Origin of the sequence: Photorhabdus thracensis, assembly GCF_001010285.1 — a bacterium.
GTDB classification, from domain to species: Bacteria; Pseudomonadota; Gammaproteobacteria; order Enterobacterales; family Enterobacteriaceae; genus Photorhabdus; species Photorhabdus temperata.
This window is the reverse complement of the sequence record NZ_CP011104.1, coordinates 652692-675199: the sequence shown is the minus strand read 5'-3', so window position 1 is coordinate 675199 and position 22508 is coordinate 652692. Positions and strand designations below refer to the sequence as shown.

Annotated in this window: 20 protein-coding genes and 1 tRNA gene; 11 read left to right on the top strand and 10 right to left on the bottom strand. The window is 44.5% G+C overall.

Annotated elements, in window-relative coordinates; translation table 11 throughout:
• Positions 1–85 precede the first annotated feature (85 nt).
• The gene (locus VY86_RS02710) at positions 86–1444 is read left to right on the top strand and encodes an MFS transporter (protein WP_046973832.1); all 1359 of its coding nucleotides are present in this window, start codon (positions 86–88) and stop codon (positions 1442–1444) included.
• A gap of 152 nt (positions 1445–1596) precedes the next feature.
• Here VY86_RS02710 and VY86_RS02705 read toward each other — a convergent pair whose 3' ends face one another.
• Positions 1597–2088, bottom strand: coding sequence for a YajQ family cyclic di-GMP-binding protein (locus VY86_RS02705; protein ID WP_021323478.1), 492 nt, complete (start codon positions 2086–2088; stop codon positions 1597–1599).
• 134 nt (positions 2089–2222) lie between these two features.
• Between VY86_RS02705 and panE the strand changes: the two genes are divergently transcribed.
• A complete protein-coding gene (gene panE / locus VY86_RS02700) occupies positions 2223–3134 on the top strand; it encodes a 2-dehydropantoate 2-reductase (RefSeq protein WP_046973831.1) in 912 nt (303 codons plus the stop codon).
• A gap of 78 nt (positions 3135–3212) precedes the next feature.
• On the opposite strand, the gene thiI is transcribed toward panE, so the two are convergent.
• Complete coding sequence (gene thiI, locus VY86_RS02695) at positions 3213–4661, bottom strand: tRNA uracil 4-sulfurtransferase ThiI (protein ID WP_046973830.1); 1449 nt, start codon at positions 4659–4661, stop codon at positions 3213–3215.
• A 197-nt stretch (positions 4662–4858) separates the two neighbouring features.
• Here thiI and xseB point away from each other — a divergent pair, with 197 nt between their 5' ends.
• The 3 genes from xseB to dxs all read left to right on the top strand — a co-directional run bounded on the left by xseB (position 4859) and on the right by dxs (position 8041).
• Positions 4859–5137 carry an exodeoxyribonuclease VII small subunit gene (xseB, locus tag VY86_RS02690; protein ID WP_046973829.1) on the top strand — a complete coding sequence of 93 codons (279 nt, stop codon included), beginning with the start codon at positions 4859–4861 and terminating at the stop codon, positions 5135–5137.
• Between the two features lie 4 nt (positions 5138–5141).
• The gene (gene ispA, locus VY86_RS02685) at positions 5142–6056 is read left to right on the top strand and encodes a (2E,6E)-farnesyl diphosphate synthase (RefSeq protein ID WP_046973828.1); all 915 of its coding nucleotides are present in this window, start codon (positions 5142–5144) and stop codon (positions 6054–6056) included.
• A 119-nt stretch (positions 6057–6175) separates the two neighbouring features.
• Positions 6176–8041: a 1-deoxy-D-xylulose-5-phosphate synthase gene (gene dxs / locus VY86_RS02680; RefSeq protein WP_046973827.1), complete on the top strand. Its 1866-nt coding sequence runs from the start codon at positions 6176–6178 to the stop codon at positions 8039–8041.
• 426 nt (positions 8042–8467) lie between these two features.
• On the opposite strand, the gene VY86_RS02675 is transcribed toward dxs, so the two are convergent.
• The 4 genes from VY86_RS02675 to epd all read right to left on the bottom strand — a co-directional run bounded on the left by VY86_RS02675 (position 8468) and on the right by epd (position 13537).
• Positions 8468–9861 (bottom strand): IS1182 family transposase gene (locus tag VY86_RS02675; RefSeq protein ID WP_158019895.1). Its coding sequence is split into 2 segments (ribosomal slippage): positions 8468–9294 and positions 9294–9861, totalling 1395 coding nucleotides; the frame shifts between segments, so codons are not numbered across the junction.
• A gap of 277 nt (positions 9862–10138) precedes the next feature.
• Positions 10139–11215, bottom strand: coding sequence for a class II fructose-bisphosphate aldolase (fbaA, locus tag VY86_RS02670; protein WP_046973826.1), 1077 nt, complete (start codon positions 11213–11215; stop codon positions 10139–10141).
• Positions 11216–11268: 53 nt separating this feature from the next.
• A complete protein-coding gene (pgk, locus tag VY86_RS02665) occupies positions 11269–12432 on the bottom strand; it encodes a phosphoglycerate kinase (protein ID WP_046973825.1) in 1164 nt (387 codons plus the stop codon).
• Positions 12433–12517: 85 nt separating this feature from the next.
• Positions 12518–13537, bottom strand: coding sequence for an erythrose-4-phosphate dehydrogenase (gene epd / locus VY86_RS02660; RefSeq protein ID WP_046973824.1), 1020 nt, complete (start codon positions 13535–13537; stop codon positions 12518–12520).
• A gap of 411 nt (positions 13538–13948) precedes the next feature.
• Here epd and VY86_RS02655 point away from each other — a divergent pair, with 411 nt between their 5' ends.
• Entirely contained in the window at positions 13949–14455 is a 507-nt protein-coding gene (locus VY86_RS02655) for a MarR family winged helix-turn-helix transcriptional regulator (protein WP_046973823.1), read from the top strand.
• A gap of 143 nt (positions 14456–14598) precedes the next feature.
• On the top strand, positions 14599–14970 hold the full coding sequence (locus VY86_RS02650; RefSeq protein ID WP_023044239.1) for an antibiotic biosynthesis monooxygenase family protein: 372 nt from the start codon (positions 14599–14601) through the stop codon (positions 14968–14970).
• Positions 14971–15029: 59 nt separating this feature from the next.
• Here the strand turns inward: VY86_RS02650 and tkt are convergent, their stop codons facing one another.
• On the bottom strand, positions 15030–17024 hold the full coding sequence (tkt, locus tag VY86_RS02645; RefSeq protein ID WP_046973822.1) for a transketolase: 1995 nt from the start codon (positions 17022–17024) through the stop codon (positions 15030–15032).
• Between the two features lie 572 nt (positions 17025–17596).
• Here tkt and VY86_RS02640 point away from each other — a divergent pair.
• On the top strand, positions 17597–17863 hold the full coding sequence (locus VY86_RS02640; protein ID WP_046973821.1) for a helix-turn-helix domain-containing protein: 267 nt from the start codon (positions 17597–17599) through the stop codon (positions 17861–17863).
• A gap of 106 nt (positions 17864–17969) precedes the next feature.
• Here the strand turns inward: VY86_RS02640 and VY86_RS02635 are convergent.
• Both VY86_RS02635 and dnaQ read right to left on the bottom strand, forming a co-directional pair.
• A tRNA-Asp gene (locus VY86_RS02635) sits at positions 17970–18046 on the bottom strand.
• Between the two features lie 129 nt (positions 18047–18175).
• Positions 18176–18922: a DNA polymerase III subunit epsilon gene (dnaQ, locus tag VY86_RS02630; RefSeq protein WP_021324574.1), complete on the bottom strand. Its 747-nt coding sequence runs from the start codon at positions 18920–18922 to the stop codon at positions 18176–18178.
• 58 nt (positions 18923–18980) lie between these two features.
• Here dnaQ and rnhA point away from each other — a divergent pair, with 58 nt between their 5' ends.
• Positions 18981–19451, top strand: coding sequence for a ribonuclease HI (gene rnhA, locus VY86_RS02625; RefSeq protein ID WP_046973820.1), 471 nt, complete (start codon positions 18981–18983; stop codon positions 19449–19451).
• On the opposite strand, the gene VY86_RS02620 is transcribed toward rnhA, so the two are convergent.
• On the bottom strand, positions 19448–20164 hold the full coding sequence (locus VY86_RS02620; RefSeq protein WP_046973819.1) for a class I SAM-dependent methyltransferase: 717 nt from the start codon (positions 20162–20164) through the stop codon (positions 19448–19450). The two genes, rnhA and VY86_RS02620, sit on opposite strands and share 4 nt — an antisense overlap.
• Before the next feature lie 42 nt (positions 20165–20206).
• On the opposite strand from VY86_RS02620, the gene gloB reads away from it, so the two are divergent.
• Both gloB and mltD read left to right on the top strand, forming a co-directional pair.
• The gene (gene gloB, locus VY86_RS02615) at positions 20207–20959 is read left to right on the top strand and encodes a hydroxyacylglutathione hydrolase (protein WP_046973818.1); all 753 of its coding nucleotides are present in this window, start codon (positions 20207–20209) and stop codon (positions 20957–20959) included.
• Positions 20960–21030: 71 nt separating this feature from the next.
• Positions 21031–22392, top strand: coding sequence for a murein transglycosylase D (mltD, locus tag VY86_RS02610; protein WP_046973817.1), 1362 nt, complete (start codon positions 21031–21033; stop codon positions 22390–22392).
• Positions 22393–22508 lie beyond the last annotated feature (116 nt).

Below are 22508 nucleotides of genomic sequence, written 5' to 3'. Positions count from 1 at the left end.
ACTTCAATATTATTAATTCAATTAACTATTTACCACTTATCAGAAACCTATCTACAATGGCACATCTAAATATTTCGAGGTAACCATGAACGATAATAAAATGACGCCACTTGAGCTTCGGGCGACATGGGGCTTAGGCTCAGTTTTTTCTTTGCGTATGCTGGGCATGTTCATGGTCCTTCCTGTTTTAACAACCTATGGCCTTGATCTAAAAGGTTCTACCGAAGCTCTTATTGGCATCGCTATTGGCATTTATGGTCTAACTCAGGCAATCTTCCAGATCCCTTTTGGCCTGCTTTCTGACAAAATTGGCCGTAAGCCCTTAATTGTTGGTGGACTACTACTCTTCGTTCTTGGCAGTATCACGGCAGCTCTCAGTGATTCTATCTGGGGCATAATCGTTGGGCGCGCACTCCAGGGGGCTGGTGCTATATCCGCCGCAATTATGGCTCTGCTTTCTGATTTGACCCGCGAACAAAACCGAACTAAGGCAATGGCATTTATTGGCATTAGCTTTGGAGTCACTTTCGCCATAGCAATTGTACTTGGCCCAATTCTTACTCATGCCATTGGCTTAAATGGCCTGTTTTGGGGCATTACCATTTTAGCCGGTTGTGGCATTCTGATAACATTATTTGCTGTTCCTTCCACAGATAAACACGTTCTTAACCGTGAATCAGACATTGTTCGTCACAGTTTCCATAAAGTTTTAGCTGATAGCCAACTGCTAAAACTTAACTTTGGCATTCTAAGTTTACACGCTTTGCTAATGGCAAGCTTTGTCGCCTTGCCTCTGGTTATGCAACAAGCTGGATTCCCAGCCCAACAGCATTGGAAGGTTTATCTGATCACCATGCTGATTTCATTCTTATCTGTTTTGCCTTTCATTATCTACGCAGAAAAAAAGCGCCGCATGAAACAAGTGTTTCTGTTATGTATCACACTGCTATTTATCGCCGAAATTGTATTGTGGTCAGCGGGGCACCATTTGTGGACAATCTTTGTTGGCATACAAATTTTCTTTATTGCTTTCAATATAATGGAAGCTATTCTGCCATCACTTATCAGCAAAGAAGCGCCGGCGGGTTATAAAGGTACAGCAATGGGAATTTACTCCACCAGCCAGTTTTTAGGTGTAGCTCTAGGTGGTAGCCTTGGTGGCTGGTTATATGAATTAAAGGGAGCATCGCTGGTATTTATGGCAGGTATCGCTCTGATAATTATTTGGTTTATTATCAGCACGACAATGAAACAGCCCCCTTATGTCAGCAGTATCAGAATTTCGCTGCCAGAAAATATAGTAAATAAGACATTGCTAGAACAAAAAATCCTTGTTCAACCCGGTGTTCGCGAAGTTGTTATTGTGCCGGAAGAGCGCAGCGCTTACATAAAAGTAGATACTAAGCAGACGAGCAGAGCACAACTTGAGCAATTGATAGCATAACTTACAGCGACTTTCGCTAATAAAACCCTCTCATTCCGGTTCGATATTGAAGGGAAATTGGGGATGGGATTCCCGCTCAGGAATCTCCCACCCCACATTAGGCCAAATATGTTAATCCATTAAGCGGAGCTGGTTAGCCAATACGGGAAAAATCAATCCCGGAAATTAGTAAACTGGAATGGCTGCCCTAATTCTGCTCCACGGACTAATGCCATAACACTCTGCAAATCATCACGCGCTTTACCGGTTACCCGCACCTGCTCACCCTGAATCTGAGCCTGCACTTTCAATTTACTATCCTTAATCAGCTTCACGATCTTTTTCGCTGTAGGGGTATCAATCCCCTGTTTCAGAGTCGCCTCAACGCTATAAGTTTTACCACTGTGCAGCATATCATCAGGGATATTTAGTGCAGCTCCATCAATACCACGTTTAGCCAGTTTTTCACGTATAATATCAACCAACTGATTTACCTGAAAATCTGACTCACTGGCAATCTTGATAGATTCACTTTTTTCATTTAATTCAAAACTGGCGCTGACATTACGGAAATCCCAGCGTGTAGCAAGCTCACGCTGCGCGTTTTCTACCGCATTGCGAACTTCATGTATATCAATTTCTGAGACAATATCGAAAGATGGCATTATCCGTGACCTCCTGATAATCAATAAGTTGGCATGATAACCGCTTTCCATTGTTAGCAAAAGCTCTATACTCCGATTAGCGGGATCTTGCTATTTCCATTCAACATTACAGCGTCTTGCAACGAGGGTATATTATGAAGGTAACCGTTCTTGGCTGTGGCGCTATAGGAAAACTGTGGCTGGCAGCATTATCACAACAAAAACACCTGGTACAAGGTTGGCTAAGAATCCCCCAACCTGATTTACCTGTTCATATTGACGAAATTAATGGAGAAGCATTTAACCAGCGGATCCCAACTAATGACAATGACCATCTTGCCAACAGCGAATTACTGATTGTCTGCCTGAAGGCCTGGCAAGTATCTGATGCGGTTAATAATCTGCTCCCCAAACTTTCATCTAATTGCCCAATCTTATTACTACACAATGGCATGGGTTCCCAAGAAGAATTGCTATCTGCGCCTAATCCAATACTCCTTGGCGTCACGACTCACGGCGCATATCAGAATGACCAACAGGTTTATCATACGGCTTCTGGACTAACACATATTGGCTCTACAACATCAAATGCCACTGAACTCAGCTCTCTGGCCGATATTCTGCATCAGGCTTTACCGGACGTTGCATGGCATAATGAAATTCTCTCTATTGGTTGGCTAAAACTCGCGGCTAACTGTGTCATAAACCCACTTACTGCAATTTATGAATGCAGGAATGGAGATTTGCTTCGCTACCCGGAACAATTAAATGTTTTGTGTGAAGAAATCATTCAGGTTATGGAACGAGAAAACATACATACTTCCATCGACAGCTTAACTGCCTATATCTATGATGTTATTGAGCGCACAGCAAAAAACTACTCTTCGATGTTGCAAGATATCCGCGCCAAACGTCACACTGAAATTGACTATATCACTGGATATTTATTGCGCCGGGCCCGTGCTCATGGCCTGTCTGCTCCTGAGAATACCCGTATATATAACCTGATAAAATGTAAGGAAGATGATTATGAACCATTCAGCACTCATCTGCCTGGTTCATGGTAGTGGAAAAGCAGACAAAAGCACCCTGTTTCAGATTAAATCATTGAGGCTCCCCTGATGGGAAGCCTCTAAATATCATAATTAAGGCCGATAAACTTTCACATTATCAAATCCCTGTTCACACAGATAAAGTGCCTGTAAACGGCTCATCACTCCGCGCTCACAATAGAGCAGATAAGTTTTCTCTTTAGGTAAATCACCAAACTGACTGCTTAATTTATAGAACGGCAATGATTTGATTTCTACGCCATTCATCTGCAATGGGCGATCATCTTGTTCATCAGGTGAGCGAATATCCAGTAATACATCTGTTGAAGCAAATTCAGTGACTGTTTCAACTTCAACGACTCGCTCACTGCTTTGTTCTGCGATCTGACGGATATCAATATTCTGAGCTTCACTGATAACCTTTTCCAGAATATCAAAATCGAAATTAACCTCTTCTGCTTCAATTTTGGCTTTAACCGCTTTTACAGTCGGACTTTTAGAAATAACCCCACAAAACTCAGGCATCGTACGGGCAAAATCCTCAGTGCCAATTTCACGTGCCAGTTTGATAATGTGCTCTTTATCATGAGAAATCAGCGGCCGTAGAATCAAAGTATCCGATGCATTATCAATCAAACGCAGATTAGTCAGCGTCTGGCTGGAAACCTGTCCCAACGCCTCACCGGTAACAATGGCCTGCACGCCATAGCGTTCTGCAACTTTAGATGCCGCTCTTACCATCATCCGTTTAAGCACCACACCCATTTGGCCGTCATCAACTTTTTCCAGAATTTCAGCGACTACAGGTTCAAAATCCACAGCAACGAAACGGACTTTATGGGAACTGCCAAAGCGGTTCCAAAGATAATGAGCGACCTGCTTCACACCAATTTCATGAGCAGAGCCACCAAGATTAAAGAAACAATAATGAACACGGCAGCCACGGCGCATCAACATATAGCTGGAAACACCAGAATCAAAACCGCCAGAAATCAGAGACAGCACATCTTCCTGCGTTCCGATAGGAAAACCGCCAATTCCTTCATAACGGGCTTTCACCAGAATCAACATATCCTGATCAATTTCCAGATTAACGGTAACATCAGGATGAGTCAGTTTTACTTTCGCAGATTCAATGTGCTGGTTTAAACCACCACCGACATAGCGTTCTACTTCATTAGAAGTAAACGCATGTTTACCACGACGTTTAACCCGTACACAAAATGTTTTGTTATGGAGCGATTCACCATAAGCCTCATAAGCTTGTTCAAAGATATGATGCATATCACGAAATTCACGCTCTTCTACTTGCAGAATATGGTGAATACCGGGAATACGTGTCAACGCATCACAAATTTGAGCGCCAAGGTTTTCATCTTTAGTACGAACTTCGATATTATCCCAATGGCGAACTACCGCAATATTATCTCCCAATGCTTTGAGCACATTGCGAATATTACTGGCGAGAATTTTAATAAAGCGCAAACGGACAGTCTGGCTCTTAATCGTGATTTCTGGGAATAATTTAATAATAAACTTCATAGTGAGTTATAGTAGTCGTTAGGAGTTTTGATAAATGAAACTGACATCATGTTCTGGTAGTCAAATCAGGCTGCGGAGTATAGCACTATCTCACGACATAGCGCGCAAAAAATACAAAACCAGTTAAGGATTTGTTTGCACCAGCATAATAGGATAGTCTGCAACCCTCAGGCGAACTCTAAATAGTAAAAAAGATTATGCCAAAGAAAAACGCAATATCAGAAAGCTCAGACAGTACACCAGAAACCACACCAGCAATGACATTTGAAAGCTCATTAAAAGAGTTGGAGCGCATTGTCGTCCGTCTTGAATCCGGTGAACTGGCACTGGAAGAAGCCTTGAATGAGTTTGAACGTGGTATTCAGTTAGCCCGTCAAGGGCAACAGACTCTGCAACAAGCAGAACAGCGGGTGCAAATTCTTCTTAACGATGATACCCAATCTCCGCTGAATAACTTCTCCCGGGATACTGAGTGAATCTATGTCTGAACAAAACCCAATTCAATTCAAAGAACAATTTAAGACCTGTCAACAACGCGTCAATAACGTTCTGACAACCACATTGTCTTCATTGGTATTTGCCAACCCACTGGTTCCGGCAATGCAATATGGCGCTTTACTTGGTGGCAAACGTCTGCGTCCATTTTTAGTTTATGCCACAGGTGACATGTTTGGATTATCTGCCAATAATCTGGATGCGCCAGCCGCAGCAGTCGAATGCATTCATGCTTTTTCATTAATTCATGACGACTTACCCGCAATGGATAACGATGATTTACGCCGTGGGCAACCCACTTGCCATATCAAATTTGGTGAAGCTCACGCTATTTTGGCGGGAGATGCATTACAGTCTCTGGCATTTGAAATCTTATCTAAAAGAGAAATGCCAGATGTGGCAACAGCTGATCGCCTTAAAATGCTTTCTGAGCTGGCAACAGCCAGTGGTATCGCCGGTATGTGTGGCGGTCAGGCTCTGGACTTAGAAGCTGAAGGCAAACAGATTGGTCTTCATGCGCTGGAACAAATTCATCGCCACAAAACGGGTGCTCTAATCCGTTGCGCTGTCAGAATGGGAGCCTATGGCGCGGGCAAGAATGGACATGACGCCTTACCTGAATTGGATCAATATGCCCAAGCTATTGGCCTCGCTTTCCAGGTTCATGACGATATTCTTGATGTCATTGGCGATACCGAAATGATTGGGAAGCGTCAAGGCAGTGACCAACAATTAAGAAAAAGTACCTACCCGGCATTGCTGGGGTTAGAACAAGCACAGAAAAAAGCGCACGAGCTATATCAAGAAGCGCTAGAATCATTGAATAAACTGGAAGAAAAATCCTATAACACAACAATGCTGCATGCACTTGCCAGCTTTATCATTGAGCGTAACAACTAATTGCCTATCCCAATAGGCGTTATCGTTACATAAAATAGCCTAATGGATAGGCTCTAAGGTCTGTTGGTAAATTTGACCTCCAGCAGCTCTATTAATAAACACTTCTTAACGAGCATCAAATGAGCATTGATATAGCCAAATACCCAACATTGGCATTAGCGGAAAATCCTGAAGAACTTCGTATGTTGCCAAAAGAGAGCCTGCCGAAGTTATGTGATGAACTTCGGCAATTCTTGCTAAACAGTGTCAGTCGCTCCAGTGGTCACTTTGCTTCCGGTCTTGGTACCGTTGAGCTGACTGTAGCATTGCATTATGTCTATAAAACGCCTTTCGATAAACTAGTATGGGATGTTGGTCATCAGGCTTATCCGCACAAGATCCTCACAGGTCGCCGGGATCGTATTGATACTATTCGTCAGAAAAATGGACTTCATGCCTTCCCTTGGCGGGATGAAAGTGAATACGACACCTTGTGTGTCGGGCACTCATCTACCTCTATTAGCGCAGGATTAGGTATGGCAATTGCCGCTCAACGCGAAGGCAAAGGCCGCCGTACAGTCTGTGTTATTGGTGACGGTGCGATAACGGCGGGCATGGCCTTTGAAGCGATGAACCACGCGGGGGATATCGACCCGGATATGCTGGTCATTCTTAATGACAACGAAATGTCTATCTCAGAAAACGTCGGAGCGTTAAATAACCATCTGGCTCAACTTCTTTCCGGTAAGCTTTATACCACACTGCGTGAAGGCGGAAAAAAGGTCTTTTCTAACCTGCCACCCATTAAAGAATTACTGAAAAAAACCGAAGAACACATCAAAGGGATGGTCATTCCCGGCACAATGTTTGAAGAATTGGGCTTTAACTACATAGGGCCGATTGACGGACATGATGTACTGACATTAACTCAGACGCTGAAAAACATGCGCGAGCTGAAAGGGCCACAACTTCTGCATATCATGACCAAAAAAGGCCGTGGCTATGCACCAGCCGAAAAAGATCCTATCAGTTGGCATGCGGTGCCTAAATTTGATCCGGCTAGCGGTACATTACCCAAGAGTTCAGACAACCGCCCGACGTTCTCCAAAATCTTTGGAGACTGGCTATGCGAAGAAGCCGCTAACGATAAGAAACTGATGGCAATCACTCCGGCTATGCGTGAAGGCTCCGGTATGGTTCGATTCTCCCGCGAATATCCGGATCAATACTTTGATGTCGCTATCGCAGAGCAACACGCCGTGACTTTTGCCGCTGGTCTGGCAATTGGTGGCTATAAGCCGATTGTCGCTATCTACTCAACATTCCTGCAACGTGCTTATGACCAAGTTATTCATGATGTCGCAATCCAGAATCTGCCGGTGCTGTTTGCAATAGATCGCGGTGGCATCGTTGGCGCAGATGGTCAAACACATCAAGGAGCCTTTGATCTCTCATTCCTTCGTTGCATTCCCAACATGGTGATTATGGCGCCGAGTGATGAGAACGAATGCCGCCAAATGCTGCATACAGGCTATCATCACCAGCAAGGTCCGGTAGCTGTACGCTATCCGCGAGGAGCAGGAACTGGCGCAGAACATCAACCATTTGAACAGTTGCCCATCGGTAAAGGTGTTATTCGCCGTCAGGGTAAGAAGATAGCAATTCTGAACTTTGGCACTCTATTACCCGATGCAATAACAGCAGCAGAATCACTGGACGCGACTGTCGTTGATATGCGTTTTGTTAAGCCACTGGATAAAGAGCTGGTTCTGCAAATGGCTGGAAGCCATGATTTACTGGTCACTTTAGAAGAAAACGCAGTTATGGGCGGTGCCGGCAGTGGTGTCAATGAACTGCTCATGCAGGAAGGTCAGCTTGTGCAAATTCTAAATATCGGCCTGCCTGACCAATTTGTACCACAAGGAAGCCAGGAAGAAATCAGAGCTGATTTAGGGCTTGATGCCGCAGGTATTCAAAATAGTATCAATAAAAGGCTATTTTCCTGAGTGTATAGGGATAATAGGATATTTATCCTATTATCCTATTATCCTATTATCTTTCAGATTACTGACTTTTAGCGTTTCAATTATCACTGTTGAGTTTTTCTTGAAAGAGAAAACATCAGGAAAAACGGATTTTAAATTGATTAACAAAGTGACAAAATAACAGTATTAACTAAATAATAAAGACATGGATCATTTGACCAGAAACCATTACTGCGCAGCTCACCCATCAGCAATTTTACTTGATGGCTAATTTTTGGCTTAGCAAAAACCGCCGTCCAGTGCGGGCGGGGATATAAGGCGAAAAGCCCAAAGGGCTTTCAGACCGCTGACAAACCTCGTTGAAAATAACGGGATTTGTTCCTTTCATTGTGAATCATAATGCCATCCATTTTCCTCATTAAGCCAATTTAATCGCCCGACAAGGCGTTATTTTCGCTTCTCCTGCAATGAAATGCTCGCTCTCCAGAGATAAAAACAACAAAGCATTGCGACCAGCAAGGCTATCTTCTTGATATTTTGGGCTGTGGCTGCCAAAAGACACTGTATTTGCACTTTTTGCAACCCACGGAAACGGGCATAGCGGTGCCCGTGATGTTGCTTCGCATCTGCAAAACTACGCTCTATCGTCTCCTTTCGCCGCTTGTAGGTTTTTTTACCCCACTCCGTTAGCCGGTTTTCCCTGGCCTGCTCTTTACTGTCCTCCCAGACATGACGGGTTATCTTTTTGCCCCCTTTGGCCTGCGTACAGGACGCGCGTTTCGGGCAATACTGGCAGATATTCGCCGCGGCCTGATAATGCCGGTATCCCTCTCGGCTGGTTGTTTTATAAATCAACTTTTCGCCCTGAGGGCACACATAGCAGTCCTCCTGCTTGTCATAGGTAAAATGTTTTTTCTGGAAGACGTTCGACCCCTTATTCGGACGGCGGTAACCGATTATCGGCATGACACCTAACTGTTCCGTTAAGTAACAAACCGGGGCCGTAAAATAGCCCGCATCCAACCCAACCGCGAGGGGGTTGAGGGCAAAACGCTCTAACTGACGCGTCAAACGCTTGATAAAAGGCTGGCTGTCGTGGACATTACCCGGTGTGGCGTAGGTATCGGTGATAATACCGACTTGCCCATCCACGGTACGGTGGTCAAGGTAAAAGAACCCTCTGGGTTTGTTGGTCCGGTGCATAAACCCGCTTTCCGGATCGACGGTACTGACCTTCGTCTTTCTCTGCCGTTCCTTTAGGGCTGGCTTCAGGCTTTTTTTCCAGCTGCCGCCCGGTCTTGAGTGACGGCTTTATCCAGTGCGTCAACATAGGCGCCGGGGGGAACCGACCGCATGACATTCTCCGATTTATGCGGATTGGCACTGGCTTTCAGGTGGGTGCTGTCGGTATAGAGTACGCGTCCACCCACGAATCCTTTGGCCATCGCCTGTTCAACAATGTGGTCAAAAATCTGCTGGAAGACCGCGGTATGATTGAAACGGCGGCGGCGGTTCTGACTCAGGGTTGAGGCATCAGGGACCTTCTCTGTCAGTCCGAGGCGCAGAAACCAGCGGTAAGCCACATTAACCTGAATTTCCTGAACCAGACGGCGTTCACTGGGGACGCCAAACAAGTAGCCGAGTAACATCATTTTAATCAGCATGACCGGGTCGATAGCAGGACGGCCATTATTGTGGCAATACAACGGGGCGACTAATTCGCGGATAAATTCGAAATCAATGGCGGCATCGACTTGACGGACCAAATGATTTTTAGGCACCAGCTCGTCAAGCGAGAGCGTTTCTGGCGGGAAAGTCTGGAGAGGGGGTGTTCTTAACATGGCGGCAAGCTCCGTTGAGTGAACGGAACTTAATTAAAACAAAGTGCCGGATAAAAAACCAGCACTTTGTCAATAATCTGAAAGCCCAAAGGGCTTTCAGACTATTCAAATACGGCAAAGCATTGCGGGAGGAGTAGCGTTCAATGGTAAAAATATTAATTTGGAGCACTACTTAAAATAAAGGTGTTTCTATAACATCACTAATTGAATATAGAAACACCTGCGAAAAAAACCTCTGAATTTCCATTCAGGGGGTTACTTATAACATCAATACCGATTACAGCACATCAACCGCATTCAGTTCCCTGAAAGCCTGTTCCAGACGGGCAGTCATAGAAACCTGACCGGCACGCAGCCATACGCGTGGATCGTAGAATTTCTTATTCGGTTTATCTGCGCCTTCCGGATTACCCAACTGACCTTGCAGATAGCCTTCGTTTTTTTTGTAATAGTTCAGAATACCTTCCCAAGTCGCCCATTGGGTGTCGGTATCAATATTCATTTTAACGACGCCGTAGCTGACCGCTTCCTTGATCTCTTCCGCCGTAGAACCGGAGCCACCGTGGAAAACAAAGTCCAGGCTGTTGTGTGGCAGATTGAATTTCTCAGCAACATAGTCCTGCGAGTTACGCAGAATTTTTGGTGTCAGTTTAACGTTGCCTGGCTTATAAACACCATGAACGTTACCGAAAGAAGCAGCAATAGTAAAACGTGGGCTGATAGCGTTCAGTTTCTCATAAGCATAAGCAACGTCTTCCGGTTGAGTGTATAGGGCGGAGCTATCCATATGGCTGTTATCAACACCATCCTCCTCACCACCAGTACAACCTAACTCGATTTCCAATGTCATATCGATTTTTGCCATACGAGCCAGATAATTGCTGCAAATTTCAATATTTTCTTCCAGCGATTCTTCTGATAGATCGATCATATGGGAAGAGAACAACGGTTTACCCGTCGCCGCGTAATGCTTTTCACCTGCATCTAACAAACCGTCAATCCACGGCAGCAGTTTACGCGCACAGTGGTCAGTATGCAGGATCACAGGAACACCATAATGTTCAGCCATCTGATGAACATGGTGAGCACCAGAAATTGAACCCAGAATAGCCGCTTGCTGACCTTCAGCTTTCACACCCTTACCGGCAATAAAAGCAGCACCGCCGTTAGAGAACTGAATGATAACGGGAGAACGAACTTTGGCGGCCGTTTCCAACACTGCGTTGATTGAATCAGTACCTACACAGTTTACCGCCGGCAACGCAAAGTGGTTTTCTTTGGCTATTGCGAACACTTTTTGAACATCATCACCAGTGATGACACCCGGTTTTACGAAATCAAAAATTTTAGACATGTTACGTGGGTCCTGTTTAGAGCGGGCAGATAAAACTGCCCGTCATGACTTAATTACTGTTTTGCACGTTCTTCCAGCATCACAACCGCAGGCAGTTTCTTTCCTTCGACAAACTCAAGGAAAGCGCCACCACCAGTAGAGATGTAAGATATTTTGTCAGCAATACCGAACAGGTCGATCGCTGCCAGCGTATCGCCACCACCTGCGATAGAGAATGCGTCACTATCAGCAATTGCACGGGCGACAATTTCAGTTCCTTGACGGAAATTAGGAAATTCGAATACACCAACCGGGCCATTCCACAGAATAGTTTTAGCGTTTTTCAGGATATCTGCCAGACGTTGAGCGGATTCCTCTCCCAGATCGAGGATTTGCTCATCATCTTTAATATCGCCGGTAGATTTCAAGGTGGCTTCCGCAGTTTCAGAGAATTCTGTTGCCACACGAACATCAGTTGGCACTGGAATATCACAGCTTATCAGCAGTTTTTTCGCTTCTGGGATCAGGTCATCTTCATACAGTGAACGGCCCACATTGTGGCCTTCCGCGGCAACAAAAGTATTCGCGATACCTCCGCCCACAATCAGTTGATCCGCGATTTTGGACAGTGTATCCAATACGGTCAGCTTGGTTGAAACTTTAGAACCACCAACGATAGCAACCATTGGACGGGCTGGCTTATCCAGCGCTTTACCCAATGCTTCCAGTTCTGCGGACAGCAGCGGGCCTGCACAGGCAACAGGAGCAAACTTAGCCACACCGTGGGTAGAAGCCTGAGCACGATGCGCCGTACCGAATGCATCCATGATATAAATATCACACAGAGAAGCGTATTTTTTCGCCAGAGTTTCGTCGTCTTTCTTCTCACCTTTATTAAAGCGAACATTTTCCAGAACAACCAGCTCGCCTTCCGCTATGTCCACACCGTCCAGATACGCTTTTTCCAGACGAACCGGGGAAGATAATTTCTCTTTCAGGTAATCTACTACTGGTTTCAGCGAGAATTCTTCATTGTATTCGCCTTCAGTCGGGCGGCCGAGGTGAGAAGTGATCATAACCTTAGCGCCCTGTTTTAATGCTGCTTCGATGGTCGGCAAAGAAGCCCGGATACGCGCATCAGAGGTGACTTTGCCATCTTTTACCGGAACGTTCAGGTCAGCGCGGATCAAAACTCGCTTACCCGCCAGATCTAAATCGGTCATCTTAATTACAGACATGGTGAATCCTCTCGTTGATTCTCTAAATTGTTTAATCTTGTGCCGTGTGCAGATCTATTATTATGCACCGTCTGTCAGCAACAGATCATTTGAAACCCGTAGCAGCCATTGCTAACGTTGTATCCAACATTCGATTAGCAAAACCCCACTCATTATCACACCAGACTAATGTCTTAATCAGATGTTGCCCACTAACCCGCGTTTGTGTGCCATCAACAATCGCGCTGTGGGGATCGTGGTTAAAATCTGTTGAGACTAACGGCAATTCGGTATAGTCAACTATACCACGAAATGAAGTTGCTGCTGATTTTTGCATTAATTCATTGATTTTTTTGACATTCACTGGAGATTTTACTGTAACACTCAAATCAATAGCAGTAACATTAATCGTTGGTACGCGTACTGAGATGGCTTCAAAACGGTCACAGAATTTTGGAAAAATCCGGGTTATCCCTGCGGCCAGTTTGGTATCCACCGGAATAATAGACTGGCTGGCGGCCCGGGTACGCCGTAAATCTTGATGATAGGCATCAATCACAGGCTGGTCATTCATTGAGGCATGAATTGTTGTCACTGTGCCAGATTCAATCTCAAATGCATCATCCAATAATTTAATGATGGGAATAATGCAGTTGGTGGTGCAAGAGGCGTTGGATACAATGCGATCTTCTGCTGTCAACAGCTCCTGATTCACACCATAGACCACCGTCGCGTCTAAATCATTGCCACCCGGATGAGAAAACAGCACCTTTTTTGCGCCACTGGCAAGATGCGCCTCTCCATCAGCTCTGCTGCCATATATCCCACTGCAATCAAGAACAATATCAATCCCCAGTTCCTGCCAGGGCAATGCCGATATATCGGGTTGATGAAACAGACGAATATTATCGTCACCAACCTGCAACAAATCATTATTCAGACGCACATCCCAGGCAAAACGACCGTGACTGGAGTCATACTTTAACAAGTGGGCAATCCCTTCGGCACCCGCCAACTCATTAACAGCAATAATAGCAATTTCAGCCCGACGCCCAGACTCATAAAGAGCACGTAAAATACTGCGCCCTATCCTGCCAAAACCGTTTATTGCTACCTTGATTGTCATGTTACTCCCTGAATATAGTTATTACCACGCAACCGCTTAGGATAACTGACTCAATCACTAATGTACGGATTGTTTATCACAAAATTGCTAAAACTGTGGCCTCCAGACAACAAAATGAAACGATTCAGCTACTGGCAATGAGATTAAGGGAAAAGCATATTGATGGCAATAGTAAAAAGTGATCAACTTACGAAATGGAAAAACGTGCCGTCAGAACACGCCTGGATTAAACAACCACCTTTTCACAAATGATGAATATGACAATCAACTGTCACTTTTTTGTGCCGGCATTTGATATAAATCAAATCCAATACATTGATCTATCAATACCATTCGCTCAAACATTGACAACCAGTTTCAATATGTGGAAACTAGTTGTCGTTTATTGTAGTACAAGAAAGGAAGTAAATCGTGTCGCTCAGGAAAACTCCGGCGTCTAAGGTATTCAACGAAATCACATTGGCGGTGTCCCGGCTCAATGCCCGACTGCTCTCTAAAGGGGATAAGCTCGTTGCCCCGTTGGGAATTACGAGCGCGATATGGCAGGTGCTCAGTGCGATTGCACTCGCACCACATCCACTCTCAGCTCCCCAGATTGCCGCCGCAATGCGCATCACACGCCAAGGTGCGCAGAAACAACTGAATCTTGGATTGAAGGCAGGCATGGTGAAAGCCATCATTAATCCCCGGCACGAACGCTCACCGTTCTATCGACTCACTGAGCTTGGTCAGCGTACCTTTGATACGGCGACGTCGCTTGAAGCCGAATGGATGGAATCGCTCGTGAAAGACGCTGAACTCAACGAGCTGAAAGTGACGTTGGACACATTACTCAGCCTGGAGGCCAGACTGGAAGATCCATCGGTACCGGATAGTTCTGAAGATTGGTTTATCAATCACGACAAAGAATTCGACTAAAAGTACGACGCACCAACGGACGCTGCGCAACCATCATATCTACGTTGGCATGTCGCCGTCGTGAACCGCATGAATCGCGCGGCTCACCCGGCAGAATAGTAAAACAAACATAAATACAAACAAGTAACTTTCAGGAGACAAAGATGCTCAAGCTAGAAGAAATGGACACCCACGTGACCATGCGGGAACAATTATTTTCGAACACCGATGGTTCCATAGTACTGATGAACATATTTCATGTTGATCCCGCACAGGCAGACATCCTGGAGGCGGCCTGGAAGGAAGATGCGGAGTATATGCTGGCGCAAACCGGCCTGATTTCCGCACAATTACATCGCGGGATCGCTGGCAGTGGTACGTTCATGAACTATGCCGTTTGGGAAAATTTAGAGTGTTTTCGCGCTGCATTCACTAATCCAGAATTTCAGGCGAAGCTCGCTAAGTATCCCGATGGGATAACCGGGTCGCCGCACATATTTCAAAAACTAGCAGTTCCCGGAATCTGCGAGGCATAAATAAAAGAGCGCACCCGATCAACGTTTACCCCGGATGCGCTCACTCATAAACTAACTCATTATTTCAGCAGAGCTTTAGCCTTAGCGACAACATTCTCTACAGTGAAACCGAACTCTTTAAACAGCTGATCAGCAGGAGCCGATTCACCAAATGTCGCCATACCCACGATAGCGCCATACATACCGACATATTTAAACCAGTAATCAGCAATACCCGCTTCAACTGCAACACGCGCAGAAACCGCAGTTGGCAATACCGCTTCACGGTACGCAGCATCCTGCTTATCAAAAGCATCAGTAGACGGCATAGAAACTACACGTACTTTACGGCCTTCCTGAGTCAATTGATTATAAGCCCCTACTGCCAATTCCACTTCTGAACCTGTTGCGATCAGAATCAACTCTGGCTGACCTTCACAATCTTTCAGGATGTAAGCACCTTTCTCAATATTAACCAACTGTTCAGCAGTACGTTCTTGCTGTGCCAGATTCTGACGAGAGAAAATAAGTGCTGATGGGCCTGTTTTACGTTCAATAGCGTATTTCCATGCAACCGCAGATTCAACCTGGTCACATGGACGCCATGTGCTTAGATTTGGCGTCACACGCAAACTGGCGATCTGTTCTACCGGCTGGTGGGTCGGGCCATCTTCACCCAAACCGATTGAGTCATGGGTATAAACAAAGATGCTGCGAATTTTCATCAGTGCCGCCATACGCACTGCGTTACGGGCATATTCAACGAACATCAGGAAAGTTGCACCATAAGGTACAAAACCGCCATGCAGAGCAATACCGTTCATAATGGCGGACATACCAAATTCACGAACGCCATAATGGATGTAGTTACCTGCCTGATCTTCGTTCAATGGCTTAGAACCTGACCACATCGTCAGATTACTTGGCGCCAAGTCAGCAGACCCCCCCATAAATTCAGGCAGCACTTTACCGAAAGCCTCCAAAGCATTCTGAGAGGCTTTACGGCTGGCAATATTGGCAGGATTTTGTTGCAATTGTTCGATAAATGCTTTTGATTCGGTTTCCCAGTTTGCCGGTAATTCGCCATGGGTACGGCGTTTGAATTCAGCGGCTAATTCAGGATGCGCTTTTTCATAAGCAGCGAATTTCTTATTCCAGGTTGCTTGCTTCGCGTTACCCATCTCTTTTGCATCCCACTCAGAATAGATTTCCGCTGGAATTTCAAATGCTGGATGATGCCAACCCAGCACTTCACGCGTTGCGGCAATTTCTGCGTCACCCAGTGGGGCACCGTGAGAATCATGAGTACCCGCTTTGGTTGGCGCGCCAAAACCGATAACTGTTTTACACATCAGCAGTGAAGGTTTATCAGAAACTTTACGTGCTTCTTCAATCGCTGCTTTGACTGCATCTGCATTATGACCATCAACGCCGCGAACGACATGCCAGCCATAGGCCTCAAAACGACCTGCGGTATCATCGGTAAACCAGCCTTCAACATGACCATCAATAGAAATACCATTGTCATCATAGAAAGCAATCAGTTTGCCCAGTTTTAACGTTCCCGCCAGAGAGCAAACTTCATGAGAAATGCCTTCCATCATGCAACCGTCTCCCATAAACACATAAGTGTTATGGTCAACAATATCATGACCAAGACGGTTAAATTGCATAGCCAGAGTACGTTCAGCAATAGCAAAACCTACTGCATTGGCAATCCCCTGCCCCAAAGGACCGGTCGTTGTCTCTACGCCTGGCGCATAACCATACTCAGGATGGCCTGGCGTTTTGGAATGTAACTGACGGAAGTTTTTCAGATCATCAATAGAAACGTCATAGCCGGTGAGATGCAACAGGCTATAAATCAGCATAGAGCCATGGCCGTTAGACAATACAAAACGATCACGATCAACCCAATGTGGATCAGTGGGGTTATGATTTAAATAATCACGCCATAAAACTTCAGCGATATCAGCCATTCCCATAGGCGCACCAGGGTGCCCTGATTTTGCTTTCTGCACAGCATCCATGCTAAGGAAGCGAATAGCATTAGCAAGGGTTTTACGAGTGGTCATTTTCTACTCCAAGTGGGATAAAAACGTTTAGGGGGATAATTTTCTCAGCACAGCGTACAAACCGCAATCTTTAAAGCCAGATATAAGAAAACTATCTTAATTTCACTTAAACGACAATTCTTTGATTTAGATTGCTGATTTACATGAATTTCATCGTCATCAGAATAAGAAACAAACTCATTACGCAATATAGCGAAGTAATTTAATTAAACATAACTATTATTCGAAAATCAATAGATAAAATACCCAATTAAACGGAGAAATATCTTTAATTCGTGGTAATTTCCAGTCACTAAATTAATTATTTATATTGAACATATATTACGTACCAATGATCCATTAGCTATTTAATTTATAAATAATTATGACCTTTACATCCATCAGAAACACCTTCAATATATAATTCTTACTTTGTTGAAAAATAACCGTTATCATTATTACGTAATCGTTTCGATAGCCTCTTTAATTAACCCTCATTGATAATCTGTCCCCAATGACCACCAAGTGGTAAAAACATTGATAATTTATCTATAATATCGATGTTTTTTAATAATTAAAATCAGGAGATTACGATGAATATTCAAGATTGGCATCCAGCGGATATTATTGCAGCCTTAAGAAAACAAGGGACAAACCTTTCAGCGGTTTCCCGCAAAGCAGGTTTGGCATCATCGACACTGAATAATGCATTACATCGTCCATGGCCAAAGGGAGAAGCGTTAATCGCCACCGAATTGGGTTTACATCCATCGGCTATTTGGCCATCACGCTATAGACCTGGTAAAGAGAATAAGTTCCTGATAAAGGTTGAAGAAACAAGAAGTATAGAAAGCTGGTAGCTTTTTTATGTCTTATTTCAATGCAATTTCATCATTGCCAATAAAGAGACTACTGCATGACATAAACGAGAAAGCCCCGGGCGATTACCCAGGGCTTCGAAATCATTGGCGGTGCGGACGGGACTCGAACCCGCGACCCCCGGCGTGACAGGCCGGTATTCTAACCGACTGAACTACCGCACCGCGCAGCGTTCTGGTTAAGAACGAGGTAGATATTACGAACCCAGGATCATCCCGTCAATATTTTTTATTACAAAGTGGCGCGCTTGATCAACTTTTCACCCTTAAAGGTGATTTATCTGCAATTTTATTTTAACTCTGTTCAGAACTTGTACGCCATAAACAGCTCCCGCCTTTCTTCTCAACTAAATCCAATCTGGATTCATGAGCGACAAGTTCTTCATCCGCTGCATAAATAACTTTTAATGCAGTTTGAGGCCGGGTAATACGCTGTACTTCAGAAACACCCGCATTGCCAGAAATGTCCCCTTCCATTGAGAATGCAAGAGAAGTCTGTCCGCCTGTCATTATCAAATAGACATCAGACAATATCTCGGCATCAAGCAACGCCCCGTGTAAGGTTCGCTTAGAATTGTCTATATCATAACGATCACACAACGCATCAAGGTTGTTTCTTTTTCCCGGAAACAACGCTCTTGCTAATTGCAAGCTATCAGTAATCTTGCAGAAATCAGCTGTTGGTGGGATATCACGGCCCAGTTTCCCAAATTCATAATCCATAAAGCCGATATCGAAGGGAGCGTTATGGATAATTAACTCAGCGCCACGAATGAATTCAATGAATTCATCTGCGATATCAGCAAATAGCGGCTTATCCTGCAAAAATTCATCACTGATTCCATGAACTTCAAATGCCTCAGGATCGACCAATCTGTCCGGTTTAATATAGATATGAAAATGGCGACCAGTCAGACGGCGGTTAATAACCTCTACGGCGCCAATTTCAATAATTTTGTGTCCTTCATAGTGAACACCTAACTTATTCATACCGGTGGTTTCGGTATCAAGGACAACTTGTCGTGTAATCGCAGTGCTCATAACGCTTTTTTATGTCAGACTTAAGGTTTTGGGATTGAATAAGAAGAGTCTACCAGATATGAGCAAGCAGGTAGAAATTTTCACCGATGGATCTTGTCTTGGAAACCCAGGGCCAGGTGGATATGGTGTTTTATTACGTTATCAACAACACGAAAGAACCCTCAGTGAAGGTTTTTATCGCACAACTAACAACAGAATGGAGCTGATGGCCGCAATTATTGGCCTGGAAACCCTGACCCGCCCTTGCAAAATTGTATTAACCACCGATAGCCAGTATGTGCGCCAAGGCATTACACAATGGATCCATAATTGGAAAAAGCGCGGCTGGCGTAAAGCGGATAAATCGCCTGTCAGCAATGTCGATTTATGGCAACGTCTCGACCAAGCAATTACCCGCCATGATATTGACTGGCAGTGGGTTAAAGGCCATGCCGGGCATGATGAAAATGAACGTTGTGATGAATTGGCTCGAGCCGCCGCAAACTCACCAACCAAAACCGATGCCGGGTATGTCGAAAATACAGATTAATCGCGCTTTCGGTAACATTTTGTTACACCAACGGCATTACCCAGTTTAGGCCTTAATAGTGTCATTTTTATCTGGTTTAGCGTTAACGGCAGTGTCCGCTTACGGGCAATAATCAGGCTTACACAACCAAATACAGGCAAATGCCGGTTAAAAAAGCCGGCTTCATTTCGCCAGGGTAATACTTGAAAATTACCACGATACATCACTTCATAATTAAGCAGACTCAACCAATCAAGTTGACGCGTCAGGGAAAACATACGGCTGCAATAGGGCTGATGCCGCCATAATCCTGGTACTAATTTCCCTAAGCCCAGCAGACTCAATGAATTGAAACCACTGATGATAAGCCAGCCATCATCAATCATCACCCGGTCAACTTCCCGTAAAAGACGATGAGGGTCAGCACTGTAAGCCAGCACATGACTCAGCAAACAAGCATCAACGGATTTCCCTTCAAATGGCAGGTGGTAAGGATCGGAAATCACCTGCATATTCTTTCCTTCCTTACCCACATTAATCTGATTGAAGATTGGACACTCCTTGCTGTTAATTTCAGCACTCAAATTACCGACTTTCAACAGATGGAAACCAAATATTTTCGGCCACCAGGGTTGTAATTGACGTTCCAAAGCGGCACGGTAATACTCCCCCCAAGGTAAATCAGACCAAGAAGCCGGGGGATTCATGTTTTGTGTTGTATGTGCAGATTTCATGGCTTCTTTTCCTTATAACCGCTGTTAAATAAGAGGCATACAATGGAGCTTATCAGTATTCCTGCCCTTTCGGATAATTACATTTGGTTACTTTGTGATGAAAATAGACACTCTGTAATCATTGATCCAGCAGAATCACAACCTGTTCTTGATACCTTGAAATCCCGTGGCTGGATACCCGATGCAATTTTACTTACCCATCATCATCACGATCATGTTGGTGGTGTTCCTGGGATTATTGATCAATTCCCTGATCTGCCAGTATACGGCCCAGAGGAAACCCAGAACAAAGGCGCCACAATAATAGTACGTGGAGGTAATAGCATCAATTTTGGTTGTTTTTCTTTCCAGATTATTGATGTTCCAGGTCATACTCTGGGACACATTGCTTTTTATCAAGATCCTTACCTTTTTTGTGGAGATACATTGTTCTCTGGTGGCTGCGGACGTCTCTTTGAAGGCACCGCTGAACAGATGTACGCATCTATAGGAAAAATAGCTGAATTGCCTGATGACACACTTATCTGTTGCGCCCATGAATATACCGTTTCAAATATGAAATTTGCTCATGCTGTTTTGCCCAATCAGACTATTAGCGAATACCAGCAAAAAGTAACTAGAATGAGGGAAAATAATGAACCAACAGTACCAACCACGTTACAAACTGAGAAAAAAATCAATATTTTCTTAAAATGTGATGATATTGATTTACAAAGAAATATTGGAATCACACCACACTCTCAACCGCTTTCCAGCGTTTTCCGTCAGCTAAGAATACAAAAAGACCAATTCTGATTTAGATAGTTGCTATATCAAGCCAAGATAAGTATTATTGCTCGTCTTTTAAGCAACTATAAAAATTAATTATGAAGACAAAAGCGATTCTGTTCGCATCTGTCTTGCTGGTTGGCTGTCAATCCGGACCTGATTGGTCGACGACAGCCGGGCAACGGGCACAGAATTCGTCTTCAACGAGTCTAAAAACAGGCAAGATAGCAGCAACTGATGGCACCAATCAGTTTGCTGCCTGGAAGGATGGTGATCCCAGCACTCAACAGGAGCTGTGGAGATACATCCGTGACGAGTTGAGGATGCAGATCCCTGATAATTACAGGGTTCGTGAACAACGAAATTATTACCTGAAAAACAAGAGCTATCTCCACGATGTAACTTTACGGGCTGAACCGTATATGTACTGGATAGCCAGGCAAATCAAGCAGCGCGATATGCCGATGGAACTGGTGCTGGTACCCATAGTGGAGAGTGCTTTTAACCCGCATGCTACCTCACGCGCTAAAGCGGCAGGTTTGTGGCAGATTGTCCCGGATACGGGTCGCAATTATGGTCTTACTCAAGATAAATGGTACGACGCACGCCGGGACGTTGCTGCTTCAACAACTGCCGCCCTGAATCTGTTACAACGCCTTAATAAAATGTTCAATGGTGACTGGTTATTGACTATTGCTGCTTACAACAGCGGTGAAGGCCGTGTTATGCGTGCAATGAAAGAAAATGCGGCAAAAGGTAGGCCAACCAATTTTTGGTCCTTATCACTGCCAAGAGAAACTGCGCTTTATGTCCCTAAAGTTCTGGCGCTCAGTGATGTCATTCGTCACAGTGATAAATATGGCATCACGCTGCCAAAATCCAATGATCAACGGGCACTTGATCAGATTGATGTTGGTCAGCAAATCACACTGTCTCAAGCCGCAGAAATGGCTGGCATGTCCCTGACATCCATTAAGGCATATAACCCTGGATATAAACGGGGAGTCACATCGCCTAACGGTCCACATTACATCATGCTGCCAAAGGCAAAAGTTGATCAGTTTAAAAACTCGCTGGCAAATGAAACCGTTCTGAGCAATATGCGTCAGGAAGTTGCGAAAAACAACCGACGACTGAATAAACGAAGCCAATACAAAGTTCGTTCAGGAGATACATTATCCGCTATTGCAAAACGGTTTAATTCTTCCCCCGGTGAATTACAACGCATGAATAACCTAAAAACAGCCAGGTTATTGAAAATTGGACAAATATTAAGGGTAAATAATAACAACGCCATTATTTACCGTGTCCGTCAAGGTGATTCAATTGCCAGTATTGCCAAACGTCACGGTATCAATATTAAGGATTTAATGAACTGGAACGATGGCATAAAAACAACAGATATCAAACCAGGAATTGAATTAACACTCTATGTCGATGAATTTCCTGATGAAGTTTAAAATCTTTTCCAGTAGATATTTTATTTTTGAAGGAAGATAATAGATGGCCCTCCCTTAGGGCCATTTCTCCATATTTAGTGGAATAAACTTTAGCTTACTCTTTCCGAAATCAAATG

Bases quoted from the DNA above. Each gene is read 5' to 3' on its own strand.
- VY86_RS02705 (WP_021323478.1), bottom strand. From the start codon at position 2,088: ATGCCATCTTTCGATATTGTCTCAGAAATTGATATACATGAAGTTCGC.
- epd (WP_046973824.1), bottom strand. From the start codon at position 13,537: ATGACAATCAAGGTAGCAATAAACGGTTTTGGCAGGATAGGGCGCAGT.
- tkt (WP_046973822.1), bottom strand. From the start codon at position 17,024: ATGACCACTCGTAAAACCCTTGCTAATGCTATTCGCTTCCTTAGCATG.
- pgk (WP_046973825.1), bottom strand. From the start codon at position 12,432: ATGTCTGTAATTAAGATGACCGATTTAGATCTGGCGGGTAAGCGAGTT.
- dxs (WP_046973827.1), top strand. From the start codon at position 6,176: ATGAGCATTGATATAGCCAAATACCCAACATTGGCATTAGCGGAAAAT.
- VY86_RS02710 (WP_046973832.1), top strand. From the start codon at position 86: ATGAACGATAATAAAATGACGCCACTTGAGCTTCGGGCGACATGGGGC.
- panE (WP_046973831.1), top strand. From the start codon at position 2,223: ATGAAGGTAACCGTTCTTGGCTGTGGCGCTATAGGAAAACTGTGGCTG.
- ispA (WP_046973828.1), top strand. From the start codon at position 5,142: ATGTCTGAACAAAACCCAATTCAATTCAAAGAACAATTTAAGACCTGT.
- mltD (WP_046973817.1), top strand. From the start codon at position 21,031: ATGAAGACAAAAGCGATTCTGTTCGCATCTGTCTTGCTGGTTGGCTGT.
- VY86_RS02620 (WP_046973819.1), bottom strand. From the start codon at position 20,164: ATGAAATCTGCACATACAACACAAAACATGAATCCCCCGGCTTCTTGG.
- fbaA (WP_046973826.1), bottom strand. From the start codon at position 11,215: ATGTCTAAAATTTTTGATTTCGTAAAACCGGGTGTCATCACTGGTGAT.
- xseB (WP_046973829.1), top strand. From the start codon at position 4,859: ATGCCAAAGAAAAACGCAATATCAGAAAGCTCAGACAGTACACCAGAA.
- gloB (WP_046973818.1), top strand. From the start codon at position 20,207: ATGGAGCTTATCAGTATTCCTGCCCTTTCGGATAATTACATTTGGTTA.
- VY86_RS02650 (WP_023044239.1), top strand. From the start codon at position 14,599: ATGCTCAAGCTAGAAGAAATGGACACCCACGTGACCATGCGGGAACAA.
- thiI (WP_046973830.1), bottom strand. From the start codon at position 4,661: ATGAAGTTTATTATTAAATTATTCCCAGAAATCACGATTAAGAGCCAG.
- VY86_RS02640 (WP_046973821.1), top strand. From the start codon at position 17,597: ATGAATATTCAAGATTGGCATCCAGCGGATATTATTGCAGCCTTAAGA.
- dnaQ (WP_021324574.1), bottom strand. From the start codon at position 18,922: ATGAGCACTGCGATTACACGACAAGTTGTCCTTGATACCGAAACCACC.
- rnhA (WP_046973820.1), top strand. From the start codon at position 18,981: ATGAGCAAGCAGGTAGAAATTTTCACCGATGGATCTTGTCTTGGAAAC.